The organism is Pseudomonas sp. ASL3, assembly GCF_056680425.1.
In genome coordinates, this window is sequence record NZ_CM155281.1 from 5,975,241 (window position 1) to 5,998,345 (window position 23,105).

The following is a 23,105-nucleotide window of genomic DNA, read 5'->3' on the forward strand; positions in this document are numbered from 1 at the left end:
GAGTGACGGCTATTTAGTAATGAACTGGGCGCTGACATACGGGGAGTAATCGGCCAGCACTGCCTCGACCTTGCCTTGCTCCTTGAGGAACGCAGCGGTCTTGGTCACGGCGTCGATGGTCGGTGCGCCCAGCGCGACAACCTGATCAGCCGCCAGCGGGTACACGTTGCCTTGCAACAGCAGTGGAATATCAGCAGGTTTGGCGCCAGACAACTTCACCAACTTGTCGACATTGCTGCCGTTGGCGAGCCAGGCGGCCGGGTCTTTGCGGTAAGCGGCATAGGCGTCGAGGGTGACCTTGGCGAATGCGCTGACGATTTCCGGGTGCTTGGCGGCAAAGTCTTTGCGCACGATCCACGCATCGAAGGTCGGGGCGCCAAGCTTGGCCAGGTCACCGGAGGTGATCAGCACTTTGCCGGTTTCCTTGGCGACACCCAGTGCCGGATCCCAGACGTAGGTGGCGTCGATGTCACCGCGCTTCCAGGCCGCAGCGATGGCGGGCGGGGAGAGGTTGAGAATCTGTACTTTAGACGGATCGATGTTCCAGTGTTTCAACGCAGCCAACAGGCTGTAGTGGCCGGTGGAAACAAACGGCACGGCGATTTTTTTACCGATCAGGTCCTGGGGCGAGTTGATCCCCGAACCGTTGCGCACGACAAGGGCTTCGGCGGCGCCGATTTGAGTGGCGATCAGGAAGGTTTCGACCGGCAGTTTGCGGGTAGCCGCAGCGGTCAGGGGACTTGAACCCAGGTAGCCGATCTGCACGTCGCCCGAAGCGATGGCGGTGATGACGTCGGCACCGCTATCGAATTTGCGCCAGTCGATCTTGGCGTTGGTGGCTTTTTCATAAGCGCCATCGGCCTGCGCGACCTTGGCCGGATCGACGGTGGTTTGGTAGGCGACGGTGAAGTCGGCAGCGTGGGCAAAGAAGGTCGCGCCAGCCAGGGACAAGGCCGCCAGCAGGCGCAAAGGGGTGTGCAGTTTCATCGAGAAGCTCCAAATCAGGCGGCCGAAGTCCGGCTGAGATGAAGCCTAAATGATCTAAGAATCCATAAATAAATAACGTTTGGATATTAGCTTATGAGAGGAAATACGAGCGGAGTAATCGTTGATCGTGCCCACATGGAGCGTGTGCCATGGCAGGAAACCCAGGCCGGTCGGGCCTCCGCTTGCATTTCGACACGCAATGGCAGGGTACGCGACCAGCGCAGAAACAAATTTTTCTCCGGATACATAAACTGTAACTTTATTTTGAGAAATTGCCGCCGATCGCATGAATCTTCTCGTAATCACGACTAGGCTGCGGGGTTTAGGCGGAGTTATTGCATGCTTGTCAATGTTATTTTAAAATAATCGATCTAAAAGCTGGTTTGCATATGCTTTTCAGGAATAATACTATGCGCCAATAGCAGCTAACGGCTATTGGTTTGGGTAATGCGATTTAATATTCCATAATCGTCTGAAAAATGACGAAACAATTCTTTTTAGAATTATGAAATATTATTTAATCTCCCCGTTCCGGGAGAGGCATTAGACCAAGGTCGGAATGTGACAGTAATGTGTTGACTTGGTGGTCACACTTTAGTGCTAATCGCACACCTGCGGTGGACGGGGCATTAGACCCCCATACCAAAGAACAGAAGAATTAGAGACGAGAGGAGCAAAACATGTACAAGTCAAGCTTGGCACTAGCTGTAGCCGTTGGGGTATTGGCACAGCAAGCCGGTGCTGCTGGATTCCTGGAAGACAGCAAATTGAACCTGAGTTCCCGTACGTTTTACTACGAGAACGACAACCACGCGCCAGGCGCCGCCAACCAGAACGAAACAGCTACAGCACTGAAACTGGACTACATTTCCGGTTTCACCCAAGGCGTTATTGGCGTCGGTGTTGATGCCCAGGCAATTTACGCTCTTCACCTTGATGGCGGTCGCGGTAGCCACACAGCTACCGGTAACTCGTTCTGGCCAAGCGACCACGACGGTTCTGCCGAACACGACATTGCCCGCGGCGACGCAAACGTCAAGTTCCGCTACTCGAAAACCGAATTGCACATCGGTGGTGCCTTGGCTCCGCAGCTGCCAATTTTGATGTCTAACGACAGCCGTATGATGCCGCAGAACTTTGACGGTGGCATCATCACCTCCAAAGATCTCGACAACTTCACGTTTGTCGCTGGTCAGCTGGAACACTCCACTGGCCGTGCATCGACCAACAGCACCGGTCTGTCGGTTAACGGCGCCCCTAAAGCCAGCAACCAATTCCGTTTCGCCGGTGGCGACTGGAAGGCCACTAAAGACCTGACCCTGCAGTACTACCACGCAGACCTGGAAGATTTCTACAAACAGGACTTCCTCGGTCTGGTCCACGTTCTGCCAATCGGCGACGATCAGTCGTTCAAGACTGACCTGCGCTACTTCCGCAGCCGCTCCGACGGCAAGAACAGCGAAGGGGCTACCGGCTATAGCTTCAACCAGAACGGTGGCTTCTCCAAGAATGGCGGTGAAGTTGATAACAATACCTGGAGCTCGATCTTCACTTACCAGCTGGGCGGCAGTTCGTTCCTGGCCGGTTACCAGAGTGTTAGCGACAGCGGCGGTTTTGTCCTGCTGAACCAAGGCGGCGTCTCCAAAGATGGCAAGACCGCTGGTGCTCTGAATAGCGAAGACAACGGTGGCTCGAGCTTCTACCTGTTCACTGACTCCGTGGTTAACAGCTTCATCCGCGCAGGTGAACAAACCAAGTTCGCTCAGTACGCGTATGACTTCTCGCGCGTTGGCGTTCCAGGCCTGAAAGCCTCGATCTCTTACCTGTACGGTGACGACATCAAGAGTTCCGTCGTTTCCAGTAACAAGACTTTCTCCGAGTGGGAACGTGACGCGCGTATCGACTACGTGATTCAGACCGGTTACCTGAAAGGCTTCGGTACTACTCTGCGTACCGGTAGCTACCACACCAGCGAAGCAGTTGGTAACGGCTCCACCCGCAGCACCGATCAGACTCGTCTGATCTTCAACTACACCTACAACTTCCTGTAAGTGTATTGAGTCCGAAAAGCCCCGCCTTGTGCGGGGCTTTTTCTTGCCTGCGTTTTTCCATTCCGGCCGGGCCAATGCAGGCCAATGAAATGCGGCGCGGGACGGCATCACGCTATTGATCAACTGAAGTGAACTCAATTATTGCCCAAGACTTTCGGCCAACCGTTCGCGTCGATATAGCCAGCCACGTGCGGTTTCTCTTGGTCATCCACCGTGATGAACAGTGACGATACGTAGTCGGGTGTCGATGGCTCACGAAGCTTCATGGTTTTCACCAGCGCGCTCATGCATTCGCTATGGGTCACCAGAACCAGGTTGCGATTCTTCACCTTGTGTTGAAGTGAATCGCTGAGCATATTCTTGCGGCAATTGAACAACCACTCTTGACCCGCGCCGGTGTAGTTGAACATCAAGGTTGCGGTTTGTGCCGCTCGGGTCAGCGGGCTGCTGTAAATGTCGGCTTTTCCCAGTCCGAGCGTTTGAAAGTGTTGCCCCACGGCTTCGGCCGCAGCCTTGCCGGGTACGGTGATGCCGTCCTCGGGACCCAGGCAGGGAGCTGTCGAGTGATCGCAGCGCTCGGCGTGACGCACCAGCACGATCATGTCGCCTTGGGCCCAGTGGGATTTGAAATCGGCGATCGTGACGTTGTTGCCTTTTGAAAGATCAGGAACCGCAGCAGGTCTCACCAGAAAAAATGCCACGCCCGCCAAAGCGACTGCGCCGGCCAGCGCGACCAGTCGGGTTCGGCTCAGCAAAGGTTTGTACCCCATGTTTAAACCGCTCCCACGGCAATCTAGCGTTATGACGCGCTATCAAATGAAATAAATAAAACAGATTCAAAGGGATGAAGAACCATGGGCACGCGAGTCCCGAGGTCACCAGCAGAAGATCAGTGTGCAGGTTCAAAAGTAAATGAACGGTGAAAGAGGAGTGAAAATTTAACTATCCTGGGCACCGATTATGGAAATCTTGGTGGGTTGAGGGCGAGCACTGGGGGCTAGAAGGCTAATGATCGCCTCATATTCAAAAAGTGAATAAACAAATCAATATTTATTCTTTTTGAGTTTTTTTGAAGAGGCGCAGAGTACAACGCTTCACATTCAGCCCAGGAGCCCCACCATGAGCCTAAGACTTGGCGACATCGCCCCCGACTTCGAGCAGGAATCCAGCGAAGGCAAAATCCGCTTCCACTAGTGGCTGGGCGATAGCTGGGGGGTGTTGTTTTCCCACCCGGCCGACTTCACGCCGGTGTGCACCACTGAGTTGGGCTTCACCGCCAAACTCAAGGACGAGTTTGCCAAGCGCGGCGTCAAGACCATTGCGCTGTCGGTGGACCCGGTCGACTCCCACATCAAGTGGATCGATGACATCAATACCACCCAGAACACGATCGTCAATTTTCCGATCCTGGCCGACGCCGATCGCAAGGTCTCAGACCTGTACGACTTGATCCACCCCAACGCCAGCGACACGTTGACCGTGCGCTCCCTGTTCGTGATCGATCCGAACAAAAAAGTTCGTCTGACCATCACCTATCCCGCCAGCACCGGGCGCAACTTCCATGAAATTCTACGGGTTATCGATTCGCTGCAACTGACCGATAACTACAAAGTCGCCACGCCCGCCAATTGGCAGGATGGCGATGACGTGGTCATCGTGCCGTCGATCAAGGACGAAGACGAAATCAAGCAACGCTTTCCTAAAGGGTACAAGGTTGTCACGCCTTATCTGCGCCTGACGCCGCAACCCAATCGTTGACAGAAATTCGCAGGCAAGCCTGCTCCCACACAGACTGTGTGAAAACCTGGCAATTCTTGCAACGGTCTAAGAAAATGCCTTCATCGGAAGATTGGGGGCATTTTTGTGGCATACATCCAAGGCATAGCGCGCGATCAGAGCAGTCTTTTTCCGGTGTCGCTGGAAGAATCCATTCCGGTAGACCACTTGGTCAGAGTCATTGATGCCTATGTCACCCAGCTCAATCTGCGGGAGCTGGGATTCGACAAGGCTGTCCTCAAGGGCAACGGGCGCCCGCCCTATGATCCGGCAGACCTGCTCAAACTTTATCTCTACGGCTATTTCCTCAGCATCCGTTCGTCACGCCGCCTCGAAGCCGAATGCCTGCGCAACATCGAAGTCATGTGGCTGCTCAATCAGCTCGCACCTGACTTCAAAACCATCGCCGATTTCCGCAGAGACAACGGTGCCGCATTCGCCGCCATCTGCCGACTCTTCATTCTTTTTTGCCGTGAAGTGGGGCTAATCGCCGGCAAGCTGGTTGCTATCGACGGCAGCAAATTCAAAGCCGTGGCCTCCAAGCGCCGTCATATGAGCCTCAAGCACCTTAAGCGCGATGAGGAAATACTGAACAAGAAGATTACCCAGTACCTGGCGGAGCTTGATCGGGCGGACAAAGACGACGCCGATCAGCCTGTGGATAAGCAGAAAGTCAAAGCCGCTTTGGCCCGTCTGAGCAACAAACGAGACAACAACCTGACCCGTCAGCAGGTGATGAAGGCGCTGGAAGTCGAGCAGTTCATCAGCACCGAAAGCGAGGCGCGGATGATGCGGGCGCCGCAAGGCATGGCCGTGGCGTACAACGTGCAGACGGCGGTGGATGCCGAGAACGGCTTGATCCTGCACCACGAAGTGACTCAGGACGGCGATGACCGCAAACAGCTTGAACCCATGGCCAAAGCGGCTAAAGAAGTACTGCAACAGTCAGAGCTGACGGTAGTGGCCGATGCCGGATATTCCCACGGCAAACAATTCCAGGCCTGTGAAGACGCGGGTATCACGGCGTATGTGCCGCTGAATCGAACGATCAACACGCGGGGCGGGGACGTAAAATTCTTTGACCGCACCCAGTTTACGTATGAGGCCCTGGACGATCAGTACCGGTGCCCGAATGGCAAGCTACTGACGCTGACGCAACTGAATCGCGGCACGCGTATTTACCACGCACTGCCCAGTGACTGCGCCCACTGCCCGCTGAAAAGTCAGTGCACCAAGACCTCCCGCCGGAAAGTAACGCGGCATGCGCATGAGGCCGCTTTTGAGCGAATGGAGCAGCGCATGCAGGCGCATCCGGAGAAGATGGTTGAACGAAGGTCCATCGTTGAACACCCCTTCGGCAACCTCAAGCAATGGATCATGGGCAATGGACGGTTCTTGCTACGCCAACTGAAAGGCGCGCGAATAGAGATGTCGCTGGCGGTGCTTGCCTATAACTTTAAAAGGGCGATCAATGTGCTGGGTGCGCGTGAAATGATGGCGAAGATGGGCTAAGCAGCCTTTTTTTGCGCCTGACAAACGTCCCAGGACTGGCCATGGAGCGCTCAAAACGCTTTGTCCCGGCGACGTGAAAACGAACAGCGATGATTTCGGGATCAAAGGCCAAAAACCAACGCCCCGACAAGTCGGGGCGTTGGTTTGAAACATGATCGTCAGGTTTTCACACAGCCTGCACAGAGGAATGAACTGCTGTGGGAGCAGGCTTGCCTGCGAATAGCTTGACGCTATACCCGTCAAACTTCAAAAAAAGGGCCGTCGATTCGGCCTTTTTTCGTCCGTGATTCGAGGTTTGTCGTTCAAAATTTCATATGCAATTTAAGAATAAACAAATGAATAAATAAGATTTAAGGATATAAAAAACACCTGTTAAGGTCTGTCCTGTTTAGCGCAATCGCTAACCCCACCTTACTCGCCCGACAACGGACAAGCAGGTGCAACCAAATAGCTACAGCAAAGGAGAGCGCCATGCGCACTGTCATTTTGCGTCGAGGCTTGGTCGCTCTGTTTGCTGCGGCCGTCACCTTTGGCGCCATCACCCAGGCTCAGGCAGAAAGCTTGCGCATCGGTTATCAGAAGTACGGCACGCTGGTGCTGCTCAAGGCCAAAGGCTCATTGGAAAAGCGTCTCGCCGAACAAGGCGTGCAGGTGCAATGGACCGAATTTCCCGGTGGCCCGCAGTTGCTTGAAGGACTGAATGTCGGCTCCATTGATTTCGGCGTGACCGGTGAGACGCCACCCGTCTTCGCCCAAGCGGCCGGTGCCGATCTGCTGTACGTGGCGTATGAACCACCAGCCCCGGCCAGTGAAGCGATTCTGGTGCCCAAGGATTCACCGATCAGGTCGGTGAAAGACCTCAAAGGCAAAAAAGTGGTGCTGAACAAAGGCTCCAACGTTCATTACCTGCTGGTACGGGCACTGGAAGACGCCGGCCTGAAATACAGCGATATCCAGACCGTATTCCTGGCGCCCGCCGATGCGCGTGCTGCTTTCGAGCGTGGCAGTGTCGATGCCTGGGTCATCTGGGACCCTTACCAGGCGGCTGCCGAACAACAGCTGCAAGCGCGCACCCTGCGTGATGGCAAGGGCCTCGTCGACAACCATCAGTTCTATCTGGCGACCAGGCCGTATGCCGAAAAGCATCCGCAAGTGATTCAGGCGCTGGTCGAGGAAGTTCGTGCGGTGGGCGAATGGTCCAAGGCCAATCCCAACGAAGTGACGCAGCAAGTAGCGCCACTGCTCGGCCTGTCGACGGACATCACCCTGACCACGGTAAAACGCCAGGGTTACGGTGCGCTGCTCATCAGCCCCGACGTGGTGGTGGCACAACAAAAAATCGCAGACGCCTTTTACCAGCTCAAGTTGATTCCCAAACCGTTGAGTATCAAGGACGTGATCTGGACGCCGCCGGCCAACAACGTGGCCAAGGCTCAGTAATCAACAGGCCCCGTGAGGAGACAACTCCATGAGCCTCAGTGCTTCGCAAAAAATTATCCACAGGCTGGCGCCCTGGGCACTTCCAGTCTTGTTGTTCGCGGTCTGGCAACTCTCGGTCAGCGTGGGTTGGCTGTCGACCCGCATCCTGCCGGCACCGAGCGCGGTCATCGAAGCGGGTGTAAGCCTGGTGCGCAGCGGTGAAATCTGGACTCACCTGGCAATCAGTGGCTGGCGCGCCGGCATCGGTTTCGCCATCGGAGGCAGTATCGGTCTGACGCTGGGCTTCATCACCGGCCTGTCGAAATGGGGTGAACGCCTGCTCGACAGCTCGGTGCAGATGATTCGTAACGTGCCGCATCTGGCGCTGATTCCGCTGGTGATCCTGTGGTTCGGTATTGATGAATCGGCGAAGATTTTTTTGGTGGCGTTGGGCACGGTTTTTCCGATTTACCTGAACACCTATCACGGCATTCGCAACGTCGATCCGGCGTTGGTGGAGATGGCGCGTAGTTACGGCCTGTCCGGGTTTGCCCTGTTCCGTCAGGTGATTCTGCCCGGCGCATTACCCTCGATTCTGGTGGGTGTGCGCTTCGCCCTGGGCTTTATGTGGTTGACCCTGATCGTGGCTGAAACCATCTCCGCCAGTTCCGGCATTGGTTATCTGGCGATGAATGCCCGTGAGTTTTTACAAACCGATGTGGTGGTACTGGCGATTGTTCTGTACGCGGTGCTCGGCAAGTTGGCAGACCTCGCGGCTCGCGGTCTGGAACGTGTCTGGTTGCGTTGGCATCCGGCCTATCAAGTGGTTAAAGGCGGTGCAGCATGAGCAGTCTCAAACAACCATCACCGCCGAATTTGTTGCGTGGTATTCCGCTGGCGGTGTGCACGCTAAGCAAAACCTTTGGTGAGCGCGAAGTGTTGCGTGGAGTTGATCTGCATATTCCGGCCGGGCAATTTGTCGCCGTGGTCGGGCGCAGCGGTTGTGGCAAAAGCACCCTGCTGCGCTTGCTGGCGGGTCTTGATAAACCTACCAGCGGCGAACTGCTGGCGGGTTCTGCGCCGCTCAGTGAAGCGCGGGAAGACACCCGCCTGATGTTTCAGGAGGCACGTTTGCTGCCCTGGAAAAAAGTCATCGATAACGTCGGCCTCGGCCTGCAAGGGGACTGGCGCTCAAGCGCACTGGAAGCATTGGACGCCGTGGGCCTGGCGGAGCGTGCAGATGAATGGCCGGCGGCCTTGTCCGGTGGACAAAAGCAGCGGGTGGCCCTGGCTCGGGCGTTGATTCACCGACCGCGCCTGCTGTTGCTCGATGAGCCGCTCGGTGCGCTGGACGCGCTGACTCGCATCGAGATGCAACAACTGATCGAGCGGCTTTGGCAGAAGCATGGTTTTACCGTGCTGCTGGTGACCCACGACGTCAGCGAGGCGGTGGCGATTGCCGACCGGGTGATCCTGATCGAAGAAGGCCAGGTCGGCCTCGACGTGCTGGTGGAGCTGCCTCGCCCAAGGGTGCGTGGTTCTCATCGACTGGCTGCGCTGGAAACCGAAGTGCTGAACCGAGTCCTGCTGATACCGGGCTCGCCACCTGACCCCGAACCTGTTTCACCCTTGCCCACGCAACTGCGTTGGGCCCAATAGCTGATCTAAACCCCACCCAGGAAGACCCTCATGACTATCAAAGCGATCAACGTCCGCAACCAATTCAAAGGCACCATCAAAGAAATCCTCGAAGGCCCGGTACTGTCGGAAATCGACGTACAAACCCCATCGGGTATTGTCACTTCGGTGATCACTACGCGCTCGGTCAAAGAGTTGGAACTGGTGGTCGGTAGCGAAGTGATTGCCTTCGTCAAATCCACGGAGGTGTCGATCGCCAAGCTGTAATCGATGCGTTGCAGATAACCCCGGACGGTTAAAGCCTTTCGGGGTTTTTTATGTGAAGAATGCAATCCATGTAGGAGCGCGTTTGCCCGCGATCAGCTTAACGCGGTTTGCCTGACACGACGCCATCGCGGCGGGACGCGTAGTTGCAAGCGCGCTCCTACAGGTGATTGATGTGTTTCTTGGGCAAGTACGGCGGCAAATACAACCCCAAATATGCATCAAACACGCGCATCCCTTCTTCGGCCATGCGCGGGGTGATCTGGTCGTGCAGTTGCACCGAGCGCGCATACACCCGATCACCCAACTCCATCGCCAACGCAAACACATCCACATCATCAGGTATGGCGGGTAGCTGGAAGTGCCGGGCGAACAGTTCATGCATCAGGTGGCCCAGCTCAATATCGTGCTGGCGGTCGGCCTGGGTGACTTCAGTCAGACCGTGCTGGGCCAGGATCAATTGGCGGGCGGCGGCATCGGCGCTGTAGATGCTCAGCATCCGTTGCTCGACCAGTCGCGACAGGTCACGCCAGCTCGTCAGCTGCTCGTGCGCTATGGGTGCTTGCAGGCAGGCGCGGAAGGCGGCGTGGACGTCTGCGGTCAAGGCTTCGAGCAGGGCGGGGACACTGGCGAAGAAGTGATAGACCGACGACGGTGGAATTTGCGCGCGTTCGGCAACGCTGTAGATCGACAGACTGGCCACCCCCTCGGCGGCAAGCAGCGTGCGGGCGGCGTCGAGAATAGAGTCGATCCGGGCCTGGCTGCGTGCGCGGGGTTTGCGGGGTGCGGCGGGTCGCGTCATGGGTGTTTTCCGGTTCAGGGCAGCGGGCATTGTACGGGGTCGCCTGCAAGTCCGTCATCGCGGGCAAGCGCGCTCCTACAGAGGAATGCAATCCCATGTAGGAGCGCGCTTGCCCGCGATTGGTCGCGCAGCGGCCACAAAAAAACGCCGTCAGCCCCTAAAGCCGACAGCGTTCTTTTTACCGCACACCCATCAAACAGTATGCAAGTACCAGTTGTACTCAAGGTCGGAGATGGAGTGTTCGAACTCTTCCAGCTCACTTTCCTTGCAGGCGACGAAGATATCGATGTATTTCGGGTCGATATAGCGCGCCATGATTTCACTGTCGTCCAGCTCGCGCAGGGCATCACGCAAGTTGTTGGGCAGGCTTTGCTCGTTCTGCTCGTAGGAGTTGCCTTCTACCGGGGCGCCTGGCTCGATCTTGTTGGTCAAGCCATGGTGCACGCCCGCCAGCACGGAGGCCAGCAGCAAGTACGGGTTGGCGTCGGCACCGGCTACGCGGTGTTCGATACGCACGGCATCGGGAGTGCCGGTCGGAACGCGCAACGCGACCGTCCGGTTATCCAGGCCCCAGCACGGCGAGTTCGGCACGTAGAACTGTGCGCCGAAACGACGGTAGGAGTTGACGTTAGGGCACAAGAAGGCCATTGACGCCGGTAGGGTCTCGAGCACACCGCCGATCGCATGACGTAATGCGGCGTTCTGCTCGGGATCCTCGCTGGTGAAGATGTTTTTGCCATCGCGGTCGAGAATCGAGATGTGCACGTGCAGACCGTTACCTGCCTGGCCCGGATAGGGTTTGGCCATAAAGGTCGAATCCATCTCGTGGTCGTAGGCGATGTTCTTGATCAGACGCTTGAGCAGTACCGCGTAATCGCACGCCTTGATCGGGTCGGCGACGTGGTGCAGGTTCACTTCGAACTGCGCCGGGGCACTTTCCTTGACGATGGCGTCAGCCGGGATGCCTTGTTCCTTGGCACCTTCCAGAACGTCCTGGAGGCAGTCGACATATTCGTCGAGATCGTCGATCAGGTAGACCTGGGTCGAGTGCGGGCGTTTGCCGGAAATCGGCGAGCGCGGAGGCTGGGGACGACCATTCACGTTCTCCTGATCGATCAGGTAGAACTCAAGTTCGAATGCGGCGCAGATAGTCAGGCCCATTTCATCGAACTTGCTGACGACCTGACGCAGTACTTCGCGAGGGTCGGCAAAGAAGGGTTCGCCTTCGATTTCGTGCATGGTCATCAGCAATTGCGCGGTTGGGCGCTTTTGCCAGGGTTCATTGCACAGGGTGCCGGGGATTGGATAACAGATTCGGTCAGCATCACCGATATCCAGACCCAGACCGGTGCTTTCCACCGTCGAGCCATTGATATCCAGGGCAAATAAAGAGGCAGGCAGATTGATGCCTTTCTCGTAAACCTTATGGAGGCTGGTGCGTTCTATGCGCTTACCGCGCACCACACCATTCATATCTGCAATCAGAAGGTCGACGTATAGAACCTCAGGATGTTCCTTAAGGAACGCGTTCGCTTCGTTAAGCTGAACGGCACGCGGGGGTACCGACATGATGCAACACCTATGTTGTTAAAAATATCAATCATCGAGCTTTGCGGGATTCAGTCAATCCGAAAGCCATGATGAAGTCAATAGAGCCTTTTTTTGCCCCAAAAAAGCGCTGAAAGGCCTTTTTTGGAGCGATTTGGAGCAAAAACTGCACATTGGAGGTCTTGTGATCTGCGAGCTTGAGCGGGCTGTGTTCTATTTTTTACGGGGGTGTTGTGTAAAAAAATGAACAAGGCTAAGCTCAATCGCAACCCATAACAGCAATAAAACCGGGGGTTCCATGTCTCGCCTGCCGTTAATCGGCGTGACCGCCTGCACCAGGCAGATCGGTCTGCACAGATATCACATCAGTAGTGACAAGTACGTCCGCGCAGTCGCCGTTGCTGCCAAGGGCCTGCCGTTGATACTGCCTTCACTGGCGGAACTTCTTGATCCTGCCGCACTGCTTGCCAGCCTCGATGGACTCCTGTTCACCGGCTCGTCCTCCAATGTCGAACCCTATCACTATAGCGGTCCTTCCAGCGCACCGGGGACTGCTCATGATCCTGAACGCGACCGCACTACCTTACCGTTGATTCGTGCTGCTGTGGCGGCGGGTTTACCCGTGCTGGGGATTTGCCGGGGCTTTCAGGAGATGAACGTTGCGCTTGGCGGCAGCCTGCATCAGCGCGTTCATGAAGTTGGAACCTTCATGGATCATCGTGAACCGGACAACGAGCCGGTCGAAGTCCAATACGCGCCCAGCCACACAATGCACATCCAGCCGGGCGGCGTGCTCGCGGGCCTTGGCCTGCCGAGCGAAATCCAAGTCAATTCGATTCATGGTCAGGGCGTTGAACGTCTGGCGCCGGGCCTGCGTGTCGAGGCTCTGGCTCCTGACGGATTGATTGAGGCGATCTCGGTCAAGGCAGGCTTGGGTTTTGCTTTAGGTGTGCAATGGCACCCCGAATGGCAAGTTACCTCGAACCCGCATTACCTCGCCATCTTCCAGGCATTTGGCGATGCCTGTCGAAAGCGGGCAATACAACGCGACGCAGACGCGTTCAAAAGCGCCTGACCCCTCTGGGGCCCGGTTTCTACCTCCTGAGGTATTTATGAGTACCAACCTCGACCAGCTCACCGATTGGTTGAAAGAGCACAAGATCACCGAAGTCGAATGCATGATTGGCGACCTCACCGGGATCACTCGCGGAAAGATTTCACCGACCAACAAGTTCATTGCCGAAAAAGGCATGCGCCTGCCCGAGAGTGTGTTGCTGCAAACGGTCACCGGCGACTATGTCGAAGATGACATCTATTACGAACTGCTGGACCCGGCGGACATCGACATGATCTGCCGCCCTGACCAGAACGCGGTGTTTCTGGTGCCCTGGGCCATCGAGCCGACGGCTCAGGTGATCCACGATACTTACGATAAGCAAGGCAACCCGATCGAGCTGTCGCCGCGCAACGTATTGAAGAAAGTCCTGAAACTCTATGCCGACAAGGGCTGGCAGCCGATCGTGGCGCCAGAAATGGAGTTTTACCTGACCAAGCGTTGCGAAGACCCGGACTTCCCGTTGCAGCCGCCGGTTGGCCGCTCCGGTCGCCCGGAAACCGGTCGTCAATCGTTCTCTATAGAAGCTGCCAACGAATTTGATCCGTTGTTCGAGGATGTTTACGACTGGTGCGAACTGCAGAACCTGAACCTCGACACGCTGATCCATGAAGACGGCACGGCGCAGATGGAAATCAACTTCCGTCACGGTGATGCCTTGTCGCTGGCCGATCAGATTCTGGTGTTCAAGCGGACCATGCGTGAAGCGGCGCTCAAACATAACGTTGCCGCGACGTTCATGGCCAAGCCAATGACCGGCGAGCCGGGCAGTGCCATGCATTTGCACCAGAGCGTGATCGATATCGCCACCGGCAAGAACATCTTCTCCAACGAAGACGGTTCGATGAGCGAGCTGTTCCTGTACCACATCGGTGGCCTGCAAAAATTCATTCCTGAGTTGTTGCCATTGTTCGCGCCAAACGTCAATTCGTTCCGCCGCTTCCTGCCCGATACCTCGGCGCCTGTGAACGTGGAGTGGGGCGAAGAGAACCGCACCGTGGGCCTGCGGGTACCGGATGCCGGTCCGCAAAACCGTCGGGTGGAAAACCGCCTGCCGGGTGCCGATGCCAACCCGTATCTGGCTATCGCAGCCAGCCTGCTGTGCGGCTACATCGGCATGGTCGAGGGCATCAACGCCAGTGCGCCTGTAGTGGGTCGTGGTTACGAGCGGCGCAATCTGCGTCTGCCGTTGACCATCGAAGATGCGCTGGAGCGAATGGAAAACAGCAAGACCATAGAAAAATACCTCGGCAAGAAATTCATCGTCGGTTACGTCGCGGTCAAGCGTGCCGAGCATGAGAATTTCAAGCGCGTGATCAGCTCCTGGGAGCGTGAGTTCCTGCTGTTCGCGGTCTGATTGTGATGGGCGTCAAAGGGCTCGGCGACGCTTCTTTAAATACGGAGAGAGCTGTATGAGTAACAACAATCCACAAACCCGTGAATGGCAGGCCTTGAGCAGCGATCACCACCTGGCGCCGTTCAGTGACTTCAAACAATTGAAAGAAAAAGGCCCGCGCATCATCACTCGCGCCCAGGGCGTTTATCTGTGGGACAGTGAGGGCAACAAGATCCTCGACGGTATGGCCGGCCTCTGGTGTGTCGCCATCGGTTATGGTCGGGACGAACTGGCCGATGCCGCCAGCAAGCAAATGCGTGAGCTGCCTTATTACAACCTGTTCTTCCAGACCGCCCACCCGCCGGTTCTGGAGCTGGCCAAGGCTATTTCCGACATTGCGCCTGAAGGCATGAACCATGTGTTCTTCACCGGCTCAGGCTCCGAAGGCAACGACACCATGTTGCGCATGGTTCGCCATTACTGGGCGATCAAGGGCCAGCCGAACAAGAAGGTGATCATCAGCCGGGTCAACGGTTATCACGGTTCGACCGTGGCCGGTGCCAGCCTGGGCGGCATGACGTACATGCATGAGCAGGGCGATTTACCCATCCCTGGCATCGTCCACATCCCGCAGCCGTACTGGTTCGGTGAAGGTGGCGACATGAGCCCGGACGAGTTCGGCATCTGGGCCGCAGAACAACTGGAGAAGAAGATTCTCGAGTTGGGCGTCGACAATGTCGGTGCGTTTATTGCCGAGCCGATCCAGGGCGCGGGCGGCGTGATCATTCCACCTGATACCTACTGGCCGAAGATCAAAGAGATCCTCGCCAAGTACGACATCCTGTTTGTCGCTGACGAAGTGATCTGCGGGTTCGGCCGCACTGGCGAATGGTTTGGCTCCGATTTCTACGACCTCAAACCGGACATGATGACCATCGCCAAGGGCCTGACTTCGGGCTACATCCCTATGGGTGGCCTGATCGTGCGCGACGAAGTGGTCAAGGTGCTGAATGAAGGGGGTGATTTCAACCACGGCTTCACTTACTCCGGCCATCCGGTTGCCGCTGCTGTGGCCCTGGAAAACATCCGCATTCTGCGCGATGAAAGAATCGTCGAGCGGGTCCAGACAGAAACGGCACCCTATTTGCAAAAGCGTCTACGTGAGCTGAATGATCATCCACTGGTGGGTGAAGTTCGGGGCGTAGGACTGCTGGGTGCGATCGAGTTGGTGAAGGATAAGGCCACTCGTGAGCGCTATACCGGTAGGGGTGTCGGGATGATTTGCCGGCAGTTCTGCTTCGATAACGGTCTGATCATGCGCGCCGTTGGCGACACCATGATCATTTCGCCACCGCTGGTGATCAGCTTTACCGAAATTGATGAGCTGGTTACCAAGGCTCGGATCTGCCTGGACCTGACCTTGCGCGCATTAGAAGGCTAGGTGCTAGGCTCAGCCCGGCAAGTGCTTTATCGGGTGAGTGGAAACGCAGCGACTGCGGCGATTTCCACCTGCTTTGAATCCGGGCTGGTTGTTGAAAACAGGCAAGGAACATGCAACACGGCGGGCGATGCGGTCTTGTAAGCCCGCCCCTGAACTTGCCAGACGTATAACTGTTTCAATCGCCGCTACCCAATGGTTAGTGTTCAAACTACGGAGCTGTACGCATGAAAATATTTGGCAAGACCCTCCTCGCCTTGTCCCTGATGGGCGCAGTAGCCGCAGCTGCTCAGGCCGACGACAAAGTGCTGCACGTCTACAACTGGTCCGATTACATCGCGCCGGACACCATCAAGAAATTCGAAGATGAGTCAGGCATCAAGGTCGTTTACGACGTCTTCGACAGTAACGAAACCCTGGAAGCCAAGTTGTTGGCAGGCAAGTCCGGTTACGACATCGTGGTGCCGTCCAACAACTTCCTGGCCAAGCAAATCAAGGCCGGTGTTTATCAGGAACTGGACAAGTCCAAGCTGACGAACTGGAAAAACCTCAACGAGAATCTGCTCAAGACCGTTGGTAAAGCCAGTGACCCGGACAACAAACACGCCTTCCCGTACATGTGGGGCTCGATCGGCATTGGTTACAACGCCGAGAAGGTCAAAGCCGTATTGGGCGCAGACGCTCCGGTCAATTCCTGGGACTTGGTGTTCAAGCCAGAGAACGCTGCCAAGCTGAAAAGCTGTGGCATCAGCTTCCTCGATTCGCCAACCGAGATGATGCCGATTGCTTTGCACTACCTGGGTTACAAAACCGATACTCAGGACAAGGACCAGATCAAAAAAGCTGAAGAACTGTTCCTTAAAGTGCGTCCGTCGATTGGTTACTTCCACTCATCCAAGTACATCTCCGATCTGGCCAACGGCAACATCTGCGTAGCAGTCGGCTACTCGGGTGACGTGTACCAGGCCAAGGCTCGTGCTGCAGAGGCGGGTGACAAGGTCAAAGTCAGCTACAGCATTCCGAAAGAAGGTGCTGGCAGCTTCTACGACATGGTCGCCATTCCCAAGGATGCCGAAAACGTCGAAGGCGCCTACAAGTTCATGAACTTCCTGCTGAGACCGGAAATCATGGCAGCCATCACCAACAGCGTGCACTTCCCGAACGGTAACGCGGCGGCCACTCCATTGGTTGACGAAGACATCCGTAACGATCCAGGTGTATATCCATCTGCCGAAATACAAGCAAAACTGTATGCCATCAGCGACCTGCCAGCGCCAACGCTGCGGCTGCTGACACGCAGCTGGACCACGATCAAATCGGGTAAATAAACCCGTCAGACTGGCACCGATCACCTGTGGGAGCAGGCTTGCCTGCGAAGAATTCAACGCGGTGTGTCTGACACGCCGCCTTCGCAGGCAAGCCTGCTCCCACGGGGATAGTCTGGAATGGTCTCTTTTTTATTTTGCAAAACCGTGCTGGCGAGAGCGAGCCTGACTCCGGCGGTCAGTATTCAAGCTGCTTCTACCGTGCATATTTATAATCAACGGCTGATGACCCGCAGCTGGACCAAGGTCAAGTCGGGTAAATAAAAAATCCAGGTCCGGCTGTATTGGTCGGGCTGCAAATTTTGTTGGGAGTTTCACCAAATGGCAGTTGCCTCCGGCGCCTATAAAAAAACCCTCGAAGGTGATCAGCAATCCAAGCAGGTGCTGGTCAAAATCGACCGGGTCACGAAAAAGTTCGACGAGACGATTGCTGTGGATGATGTGTCCCTGCAGATCAACAAGGGCGAGATTTTCGCCTTGCTCGGCGGTTCTGGTTCAGGAAAGTCCACGCTGCTGCGCATGCTCGCAGGCTTCGAGCGACCGACTGAGGGGCGTATCCTCCTCGACGGTGTGGACATCACCGATATGCCGCCCTACGAGCGGCCGATCAACATGATGTTCCAGTCCTACGCGCTGTTCCCGCACATGACCGTAGCGCAGAACATTGCCTTCGGTTTGAAGCAGGACAAGATTTCCGCTCAGGAGATCGATGCCCGCGTCGCTGAAATGCTCAAGCTGGTGCAGATGAGCCAATACGCCAAGCGCAAGCCGCATCAACTGTCCGGCGGTCAACGTCAACGGGTCGCCCTGGCGCGCTCGCTGGCGAAAAAGCCGAAGCTGTTGTTGCTCGACGAACCCATGGGCGCACTGGACAAAAAGCTGCGCTCGCAGATGCAGCTGGAGTTGGTGGAGATCATCGAGCGGGTCGGCGTGACCTGCATCATGGTGACGCACGATCAGGAAGAGGCCATGACCATGGCCCAGCGCATCGCAATCATGCACTTGGGCTGGATCGCGCAGATCGGCAGCCCGATCGATATCTATGAAACCCCGACCAGCCGCCTGGTCTGCGAATTCATCGGTAACGTTAACCTGTTCGAAGGCGAAGTGGTTGATGACGCGGAAGGTCACGCGCTGATCGCAAGCCCGGAACTGGAGCGCAATATCTTCGTTGGTCACGGCGTCAGTACGTCGGTGGAAGACAAACGTGTCACCTACGCGATTCGTCCGGAGAAACTGCTGGTCACCACCGAGATGCCGACCTGCGAACACAACTGGTCGCGTGGCAAGGTGCATGACATCGCTTATCTGGGTGGTCATTCGGTGTTCTACGTCGAGCTGCCCTGCGGCAAGATGGTCCAGTCCTTTGTTGCCAACGCCGAGCGCCGTGGCGCGCGGCCGACCTGGGGTGACGAAGTCTATGTCTGGTGGGAAGACGACAGCGGCGTGGTACTGCGCTCATGAAAAATCGACAGTTCCAACGTGCACTGACTCGAATAATTCCCGGTGGCCGGCAGTTGGTCATCGGGGTTCCTTTCATCTGGATGTTCCTGTTTTTCATGCTGCCGTTCATCATCGTTCTGAAGATCAGTTTCGCTGAAGCAGACGTTGCGATCCCGCCGTACACCGAGATCTACAGCTTCATCGAACAGAAATTTTCACTGATCCTCAACCTCGGCAACTATGCGATGTTGGGCGACGATGAGTTGTACATCGCCGCCTATCTGGGCTCACTGAAAATGGCGTTCTTCAGCACGATCATGTGCCTGCTGATCGGCTATCCGATGGCCTATGGCATCGCCACGGCGCGCAAAGAGAGTCAGACGGTTTTGCTGCTGCTGATCATGATGCCGACCTGGACCGCGATCCTGATCCGCGTTTACGCGTGGATGGGCATTCTCAGCAACAACGGCCTGCTCAATGGCTTCCTGATGTGGCTGGGGCTGATCCATGAGCCACTGCAGATCCTCAACACCAACCTGGCGGTCTATATAGGGGTCGTGTACTCCTATTTGCCGTTCATGATCCTGCCGCTGTTCGCCAACCTGGTGAAGCATGATCAAAGCCTGCTTGAGGCCGCCTCTGATCTGGGTTCGAGCACCTTCAACAGCTTCTGGAAAATCACCGTGCCGCTGTCCAGAAACGGCATCATCGCCGGCTGCATGCTGGTCTTCATCCCGGTGGTGGGCGAGTTCGTGATCCCGGAACTGTTGGGCGGCCCCGAGACATTGATGATCGGTAAAGTGCTGTGGCAAGAGTTCTTCAACAACCGTGACTGGCCGGTAGCCTCTGCGCTGGCGGTGGTGATGCTGGCGATCCTGATCGTGCCGATCATCCTCTTCAACCGTAGCCAGGCCAAAGAACTGGAGGCTAAAGCATGAAGCGCTTCAGATTCTCGAACATGATGCTGATATTGGGCCTGACGTTTATCTACGCGCCCATGGTCATACTGGTCATCTACTCGTTCAACGCCTCCAAGCTGGTGACGGTCTGGGGTGGTTGGTCGGTCAAGTGGTATGTTGGCCTGCTGGATAATACGCAACTGATGAGTTCGGTGATGCGCTCGCTGGAGATCGCCTGCTACACGTCGATCGCCGCTGTGGCGCTGGGCACGATGGCGGCGTTCGTTCTGACGCGCATCGCTCACTTCAAAGGCCGCACGCTGTTCGGTGGGCTGGCGACGGCACCTTTGGTGATGCCGGAAGTGATCACCGGTCTGTCGCTGTTGCTGCTGTTCGTGGCCATGGCGCAGATGATCGGCTGGCCGCAGGAGCGCGGTATCGTCACCATCTGGATCGCTCACACCACGTTCTGTGCGGCGTATGTGTCGGTGGTGGTCTCGGCTCGCTTGCGTGAGTTGGACATGTCCATCGAGGAAGCGGCCATGGACCTTGGCGCCCGGCCGTGGAAGGTGTTCTTCCTGATCACCATCCCGATGATCGCGCCGTCGCTGGCAGCGGGTGCGATGATGTCCTTCGCCCTGTCGCTGGACGATCTGGTCCTCGCCAGCTTCGTGTCCGGTCCAGGCTCGACGACCTTGCCGATGGAGGTGTTCTCCGCGGTGCGTCTGGGCGTCAAGCCGGAAATCAACGCCATCGCCAGCTTGATCCTGTTGGCAGTATCGATAGCGACGTTCCTGGTCTGGTTCTTCACCCGCCGGGCCGAAGAACTTCGCAAGCGTGCGATCCAGCTCGCCATCGACGAAGCCGCCGCTGACTCGTGGAAACAACCCGACCCACGCCGTGCGCCAGCGCCGTCGCGGGAGCCGGAAGTGGCTTGATCTGACATTGCAGCCTCGCTCCCTTTACGGGGGCGAGGCCTGCCTTGTTTGTACCTGATCTATCGCATTCGCAGCGGGACGCGTAGTTGCAAGCCTGCTCCCACAGGAGATCGCATTTCTCTGTGGGAGCAGGCTTGCCTGCGAAGAGGCCAGTCTGCGCCGCGAAGATCTATCTGGCAGGCACCAACCTCAACGTCCCCCGCGTACTCGCCGCCACGTCTGTCTCATCGAAATGCTGCGGCACATAACCGCCTTCGATGTAGGTTTTGGCCTGATCCGAATAGTGTTCATCGAACAGCACGCCGCTTTGCCCGGCCGGGTTGATACCCAGGCTGTGGGCCGGGTCAGCGAAGTCGATCAGGCGTCGGGTCGATGGGCCATACAGCACCGGCCAGGGTGCCGGGCCGATGCGTGCTGACAGATTGTTCGGCACTTCATGGGTGCCGGGCGCGGGAAATGGGCCGACGTTGAACAGCCGGTCCAACGGCTTCTGCATGCCGAGCGGGTGAGCATGGGTCAAGGTATGTGCCTTACCCCAGAGCCATTCGTTCGAGTTGTTGCCATACAGGGATTTGAGGTGCGAGACGCTGGCGTGCCACGCCACTTTGACTACGTCAGCGCGGTTCTTTTCGTATGGGGAATTGCGATTTTTCCACCACGGCGAATCGGCATCGGCCACCAGTCGCGGCAAGGCGGCATCGATCACACGGGTCGAGAGCAGCGTGTCGAAAAAACCATCGCCGAGCTCGTCGTGCATCGTTTCGTTGATCAGATCGAACAGAAACTGATTGAACAGCGTCGCCCCCACCGAGTCCAGTGAGTAGTCGCCTTTCCAACTCGCCAGACGTTCGACCAGTGCCAGCTCTTCCGGGTCTTTGACAGCGCTGCGCAACACCGGAATCAGCGGTTTCAACACTCGTGAGGCGTAGTCGGTCTGCGTGCCCAGTTGCAGTTTTTTGCTGCTCTCCAGATCCCACTTCACGGCCGGGTCGCTCAACTGCCTGTTCAACTGTTGGCCGCGGTCGGCGAGGTTGTAGTAGCCGGGAATTTCCATGCCCATGGGCGACAACGGCTGGGTGTTGGCTGAGACGATGTAGCCACGTTCAGGGTTTTCTTCCTGCGGGTTGGCACTAAAAGGATAGAAGCCGTTCTTGTCCGACTGCGCGCTGCTGCCATCGAGAATGAAGCCTGGATTGACCCCCGCTGGCCGTATGGGCAACTGCGCGGCGGCCCACCAGCCGATGTCGCCCTTGGCGTTGGCCCAGACCACATTCAGGCCTGGCGATTGAATCTTCTCGGCCGCCGTGCGCATTTTGCTCAGGGTGTCGGCGCGGTTGGCTTCATAGAAACCTTCAAGGATCGGGTTCTCTGACTCCAGGAATGACCACCACATGGCGATGGGCGCAGTGCCTGTTGTCGCGCCCAACGCGTCGTTGATGATCGGACCGTGGGGCGACTGGCGCAGGCTCAGGGTTACGGCCGGCGCATCCTTGACCAGGATCTGCTGCTCGCTGTGAGTCATGTCGACCCAGGCCCCGTGATACCAAACCTGATTGGGGTTGTCCGGGTTGGTCTTCTCGGCGATCAGGTCAAGATCGTCGTTCTGGAACATGGTCAGGCTCCAGCCAAAGTCGCGGTTGTGCCCCAGCGATGCGAACGGATTGAGGGCCTGATGATGGCCGTACAATTCGAAACCCGGTGCTGACAACTGCGCTTCGTACCACACCGCCGGCACCGCAAAACGAATGTGCGGGTCGCCGGCCAGCAACGGCTTGCCGCTTTTAGTGCGGTTGCCGGAGATCACCCAGGCGTTGCTGCCTTCGAACTGCGGCAGCCCAGCGTCTTCCAGCGCTCCCTGACTCAAGCGGGCCAGGTCATTCAAACCCTGCCAATCGGCGCTGGCGAGTGTGGGCGTCTGGCCGAGTACACCTTGCGGATGCCACGCGAGGTCGAAGACTTTCAGGTACTCAGGGCCCAACTGATCGCGCACATAGGTCAGCAGCGGCTCGGTGCGAAAGGCTGCGGCAAAGCTGTACGCCATGTAACCCGCGACGCTCAGGGTGTCTTCGGCGGTGAAAGGTCGTTTCTGGATGCCCAGCAGGTCGAACTCGACAGGGTTGGCGTGCGTGTTCTGATACTGGTTGATCCCGTCCAGGTACGCTTCCAGCGCCTTCCAGGTCGGAGTTTGCTTGTCCGCTCGGGCGACGTAGGCGTCGGCGCGCTCGCGAATCCGCACGCTGCGGAACAGTTTGTCGGTATTTACCAGCTTGGCGCCCAGCACCTCGGCCAGTTCACCGCGGGCCAGGCGCCGCAGCATTTCCATCTGAAACAGTCGATCCTGAGCGTGCGCATAACCCAGGGCGCGGTACAGATCAGCCTCGTTTTCGGCCCGGATATGCGGCACGCCGCGTTCGTCGTAGCGCACGCTGACGGGCGCTTGCAGATGGGCCAGGGGCATCTCGCCCTGGCGCACAGGCTGCTTGCTATGGACATACCAGGAACCACCACCGGCTACGACGGCGATAACAATGGCGAGGACGATCAGGCTGCGCTTCATCCGAACTTCCATGAGTGATTCAGGCCGGGGCTAGCAGGCTACAGATTTGCTTTGGTGG

At 57.0% G+C, this 23,105-nt stretch carries 18 protein-coding genes and 1 pseudogene; 14 read left to right on the top strand and 5 right to left on the bottom strand.

Annotated features, from left to right (window positions below):
* Positions 1-9: 9 nt before the first annotated feature.
* Complete coding sequence (gene tauA, locus AC1MEE_RS27380; protein ID WP_480412606.1) at positions 10-987, bottom strand: taurine ABC transporter substrate-binding protein; 978 nt, start codon at positions 985-987, stop codon at positions 10-12.
* A 680-nt stretch (positions 988-1,667) separates the two neighbouring features.
* On the opposite strand from tauA, the gene AC1MEE_RS27385 reads away from it, so the two are divergent.
* Complete coding sequence (locus AC1MEE_RS27385) at positions 1,668-3,038, top strand: OprD family outer membrane porin (protein WP_480412607.1); 1,371 nt, start codon at positions 1,668-1,670, stop codon at positions 3,036-3,038.
* Positions 3,039-3,172: 134 nt separating this feature from the next.
* Here the strand turns inward: AC1MEE_RS27385 and pmrG are convergent, their stop codons facing one another.
* Entirely contained in the window at positions 3,173-3,808 is a 636-nt protein-coding gene (gene pmrG, locus AC1MEE_RS27390; RefSeq protein ID WP_480412608.1) for a lipopolysaccharide core heptose(II)-phosphate phosphatase PmrG, read from the bottom strand.
* Between the two features lie 349 nt (positions 3,809-4,157).
* On the opposite strand from pmrG, the pseudogene AC1MEE_RS27395 reads away from it, so the two are divergent.
* The 6 genes and pseudogenes from AC1MEE_RS27395 to AC1MEE_RS27420 all read left to right on the top strand — a co-directional run bounded on the left by AC1MEE_RS27395 (position 4,158) and on the right by AC1MEE_RS27420 (position 9,650).
* A pseudogene (locus AC1MEE_RS27395) lies at positions 4,158-4,796 on the top strand (peroxiredoxin).
* 105 nt (positions 4,797-4,901) lie between these two features.
* Positions 4,902-6,326, top strand: coding sequence for an IS1182 family transposase (locus tag AC1MEE_RS27400; protein ID WP_480410535.1), 1,425 nt, complete (start codon positions 4,902-4,904; stop codon positions 6,324-6,326).
* A 471-nt stretch (positions 6,327-6,797) separates the two neighbouring features.
* Entirely contained in the window at positions 6,798-7,766 is a 969-nt protein-coding gene (locus AC1MEE_RS27405; protein ID WP_480412609.1) for a sulfonate ABC transporter substrate-binding protein, read from the top strand.
* A gap of 28 nt (positions 7,767-7,794) precedes the next feature.
* Complete coding sequence (gene ssuC / locus AC1MEE_RS27410) at positions 7,795-8,592, top strand: aliphatic sulfonate ABC transporter permease SsuC (RefSeq protein ID WP_480412610.1); 798 nt, start codon at positions 7,795-7,797, stop codon at positions 8,590-8,592.
* The gene (gene ssuB, locus AC1MEE_RS27415; protein ID WP_480412611.1) at positions 8,589-9,404 is read left to right on the top strand and encodes an aliphatic sulfonates ABC transporter ATP-binding protein; all 816 of its coding nucleotides are present in this window, start codon (positions 8,589-8,591) and stop codon (positions 9,402-9,404) included. The genes ssuC and ssuB overlap by 4 nt, the downstream gene beginning before the upstream one ends.
* A 30-nt stretch (positions 9,405-9,434) precedes the next feature.
* Entirely contained in the window at positions 9,435-9,650 is a 216-nt protein-coding gene (locus AC1MEE_RS27420; protein WP_297842014.1) for a TOBE domain-containing protein, read from the top strand.
* Positions 9,651-9,807: 157 nt separating this feature from the next.
* Here the strand turns inward: AC1MEE_RS27420 and AC1MEE_RS27425 are convergent, their stop codons facing one another.
* Together AC1MEE_RS27425 and AC1MEE_RS27430 are read right to left on the bottom strand one after the other, a co-directional pair.
* Positions 9,808-10,449 (bottom strand): TetR/AcrR family transcriptional regulator, encoded by a 642-nt coding sequence (locus AC1MEE_RS27425; protein WP_480412612.1) that lies wholly within the window; start codon positions 10,447-10,449, stop codon positions 9,808-9,810.
* 192 nt (positions 10,450-10,641) lie between these two features.
* On the bottom strand, positions 10,642-12,018 hold the full coding sequence (locus AC1MEE_RS27430) for a glutamine synthetase family protein (protein ID WP_480412613.1): 1,377 nt from the start codon (positions 12,016-12,018) through the stop codon (positions 10,642-10,644).
* Between the two features lie 277 nt (positions 12,019-12,295).
* Between AC1MEE_RS27430 and AC1MEE_RS27435 the strand changes: the two genes are divergently transcribed.
* From AC1MEE_RS27435 to AC1MEE_RS27465, 7 genes are all read left to right on the top strand, one after another.
* Positions 12,296-13,072: a gamma-glutamyl-gamma-aminobutyrate hydrolase family protein gene (locus tag AC1MEE_RS27435; RefSeq protein WP_480412614.1), complete on the top strand. Its 777-nt coding sequence runs from the start codon at positions 12,296-12,298 to the stop codon at positions 13,070-13,072.
* A 37-nt stretch (positions 13,073-13,109) separates the two neighbouring features.
* Positions 13,110-14,468: a glutamine synthetase family protein gene (locus tag AC1MEE_RS27440; protein WP_480412615.1), complete on the top strand. Its 1,359-nt coding sequence runs from the start codon at positions 13,110-13,112 to the stop codon at positions 14,466-14,468.
* A gap of 55 nt (positions 14,469-14,523) precedes the next feature.
* Positions 14,524-15,888 carry an aspartate aminotransferase family protein gene (locus AC1MEE_RS27445; protein ID WP_480412616.1) on the top strand — a complete coding sequence of 455 codons (1,365 nt, stop codon included), beginning with the start codon at positions 14,524-14,526 and terminating at the stop codon, positions 15,886-15,888.
* A gap of 224 nt (positions 15,889-16,112) precedes the next feature.
* Entirely contained in the window at positions 16,113-17,213 is a 1,101-nt protein-coding gene (locus tag AC1MEE_RS27450) for a polyamine ABC transporter substrate-binding protein (protein WP_480412617.1), read from the top strand.
* 318 nt (positions 17,214-17,531) lie between these two features.
* Positions 17,532-18,674: a polyamine ABC transporter ATP-binding protein gene (potA, locus tag AC1MEE_RS27455; RefSeq protein ID WP_480412618.1), complete on the top strand. Its 1,143-nt coding sequence runs from the start codon at positions 17,532-17,534 to the stop codon at positions 18,672-18,674.
* 35 nt (positions 18,675-18,709) lie between these two features.
* A complete protein-coding gene (locus AC1MEE_RS27460; protein ID WP_480416356.1) occupies positions 18,710-19,591 on the top strand; it encodes an ABC transporter permease subunit in 882 nt (293 codons plus the stop codon).
* Positions 19,588-20,490 carry an ABC transporter permease subunit gene (locus tag AC1MEE_RS27465; RefSeq protein WP_480412619.1) on the top strand — a complete coding sequence of 301 codons (903 nt, stop codon included), beginning with the start codon at positions 19,588-19,590 and terminating at the stop codon, positions 20,488-20,490. Before AC1MEE_RS27460 ends, AC1MEE_RS27465 begins: the two co-directional genes overlap by 4 nt.
* A gap of 169 nt (positions 20,491-20,659) precedes the next feature.
* Here AC1MEE_RS27465 and AC1MEE_RS27470 read toward each other — a convergent pair whose 3' ends face one another.
* Positions 20,660-23,047 (bottom strand): penicillin acylase family protein, encoded by a 2,388-nt coding sequence (locus AC1MEE_RS27470; protein ID WP_480412620.1) that lies wholly within the window; start codon positions 23,045-23,047, stop codon positions 20,660-20,662.
* Positions 23,048-23,105 lie beyond the last annotated feature (58 nt).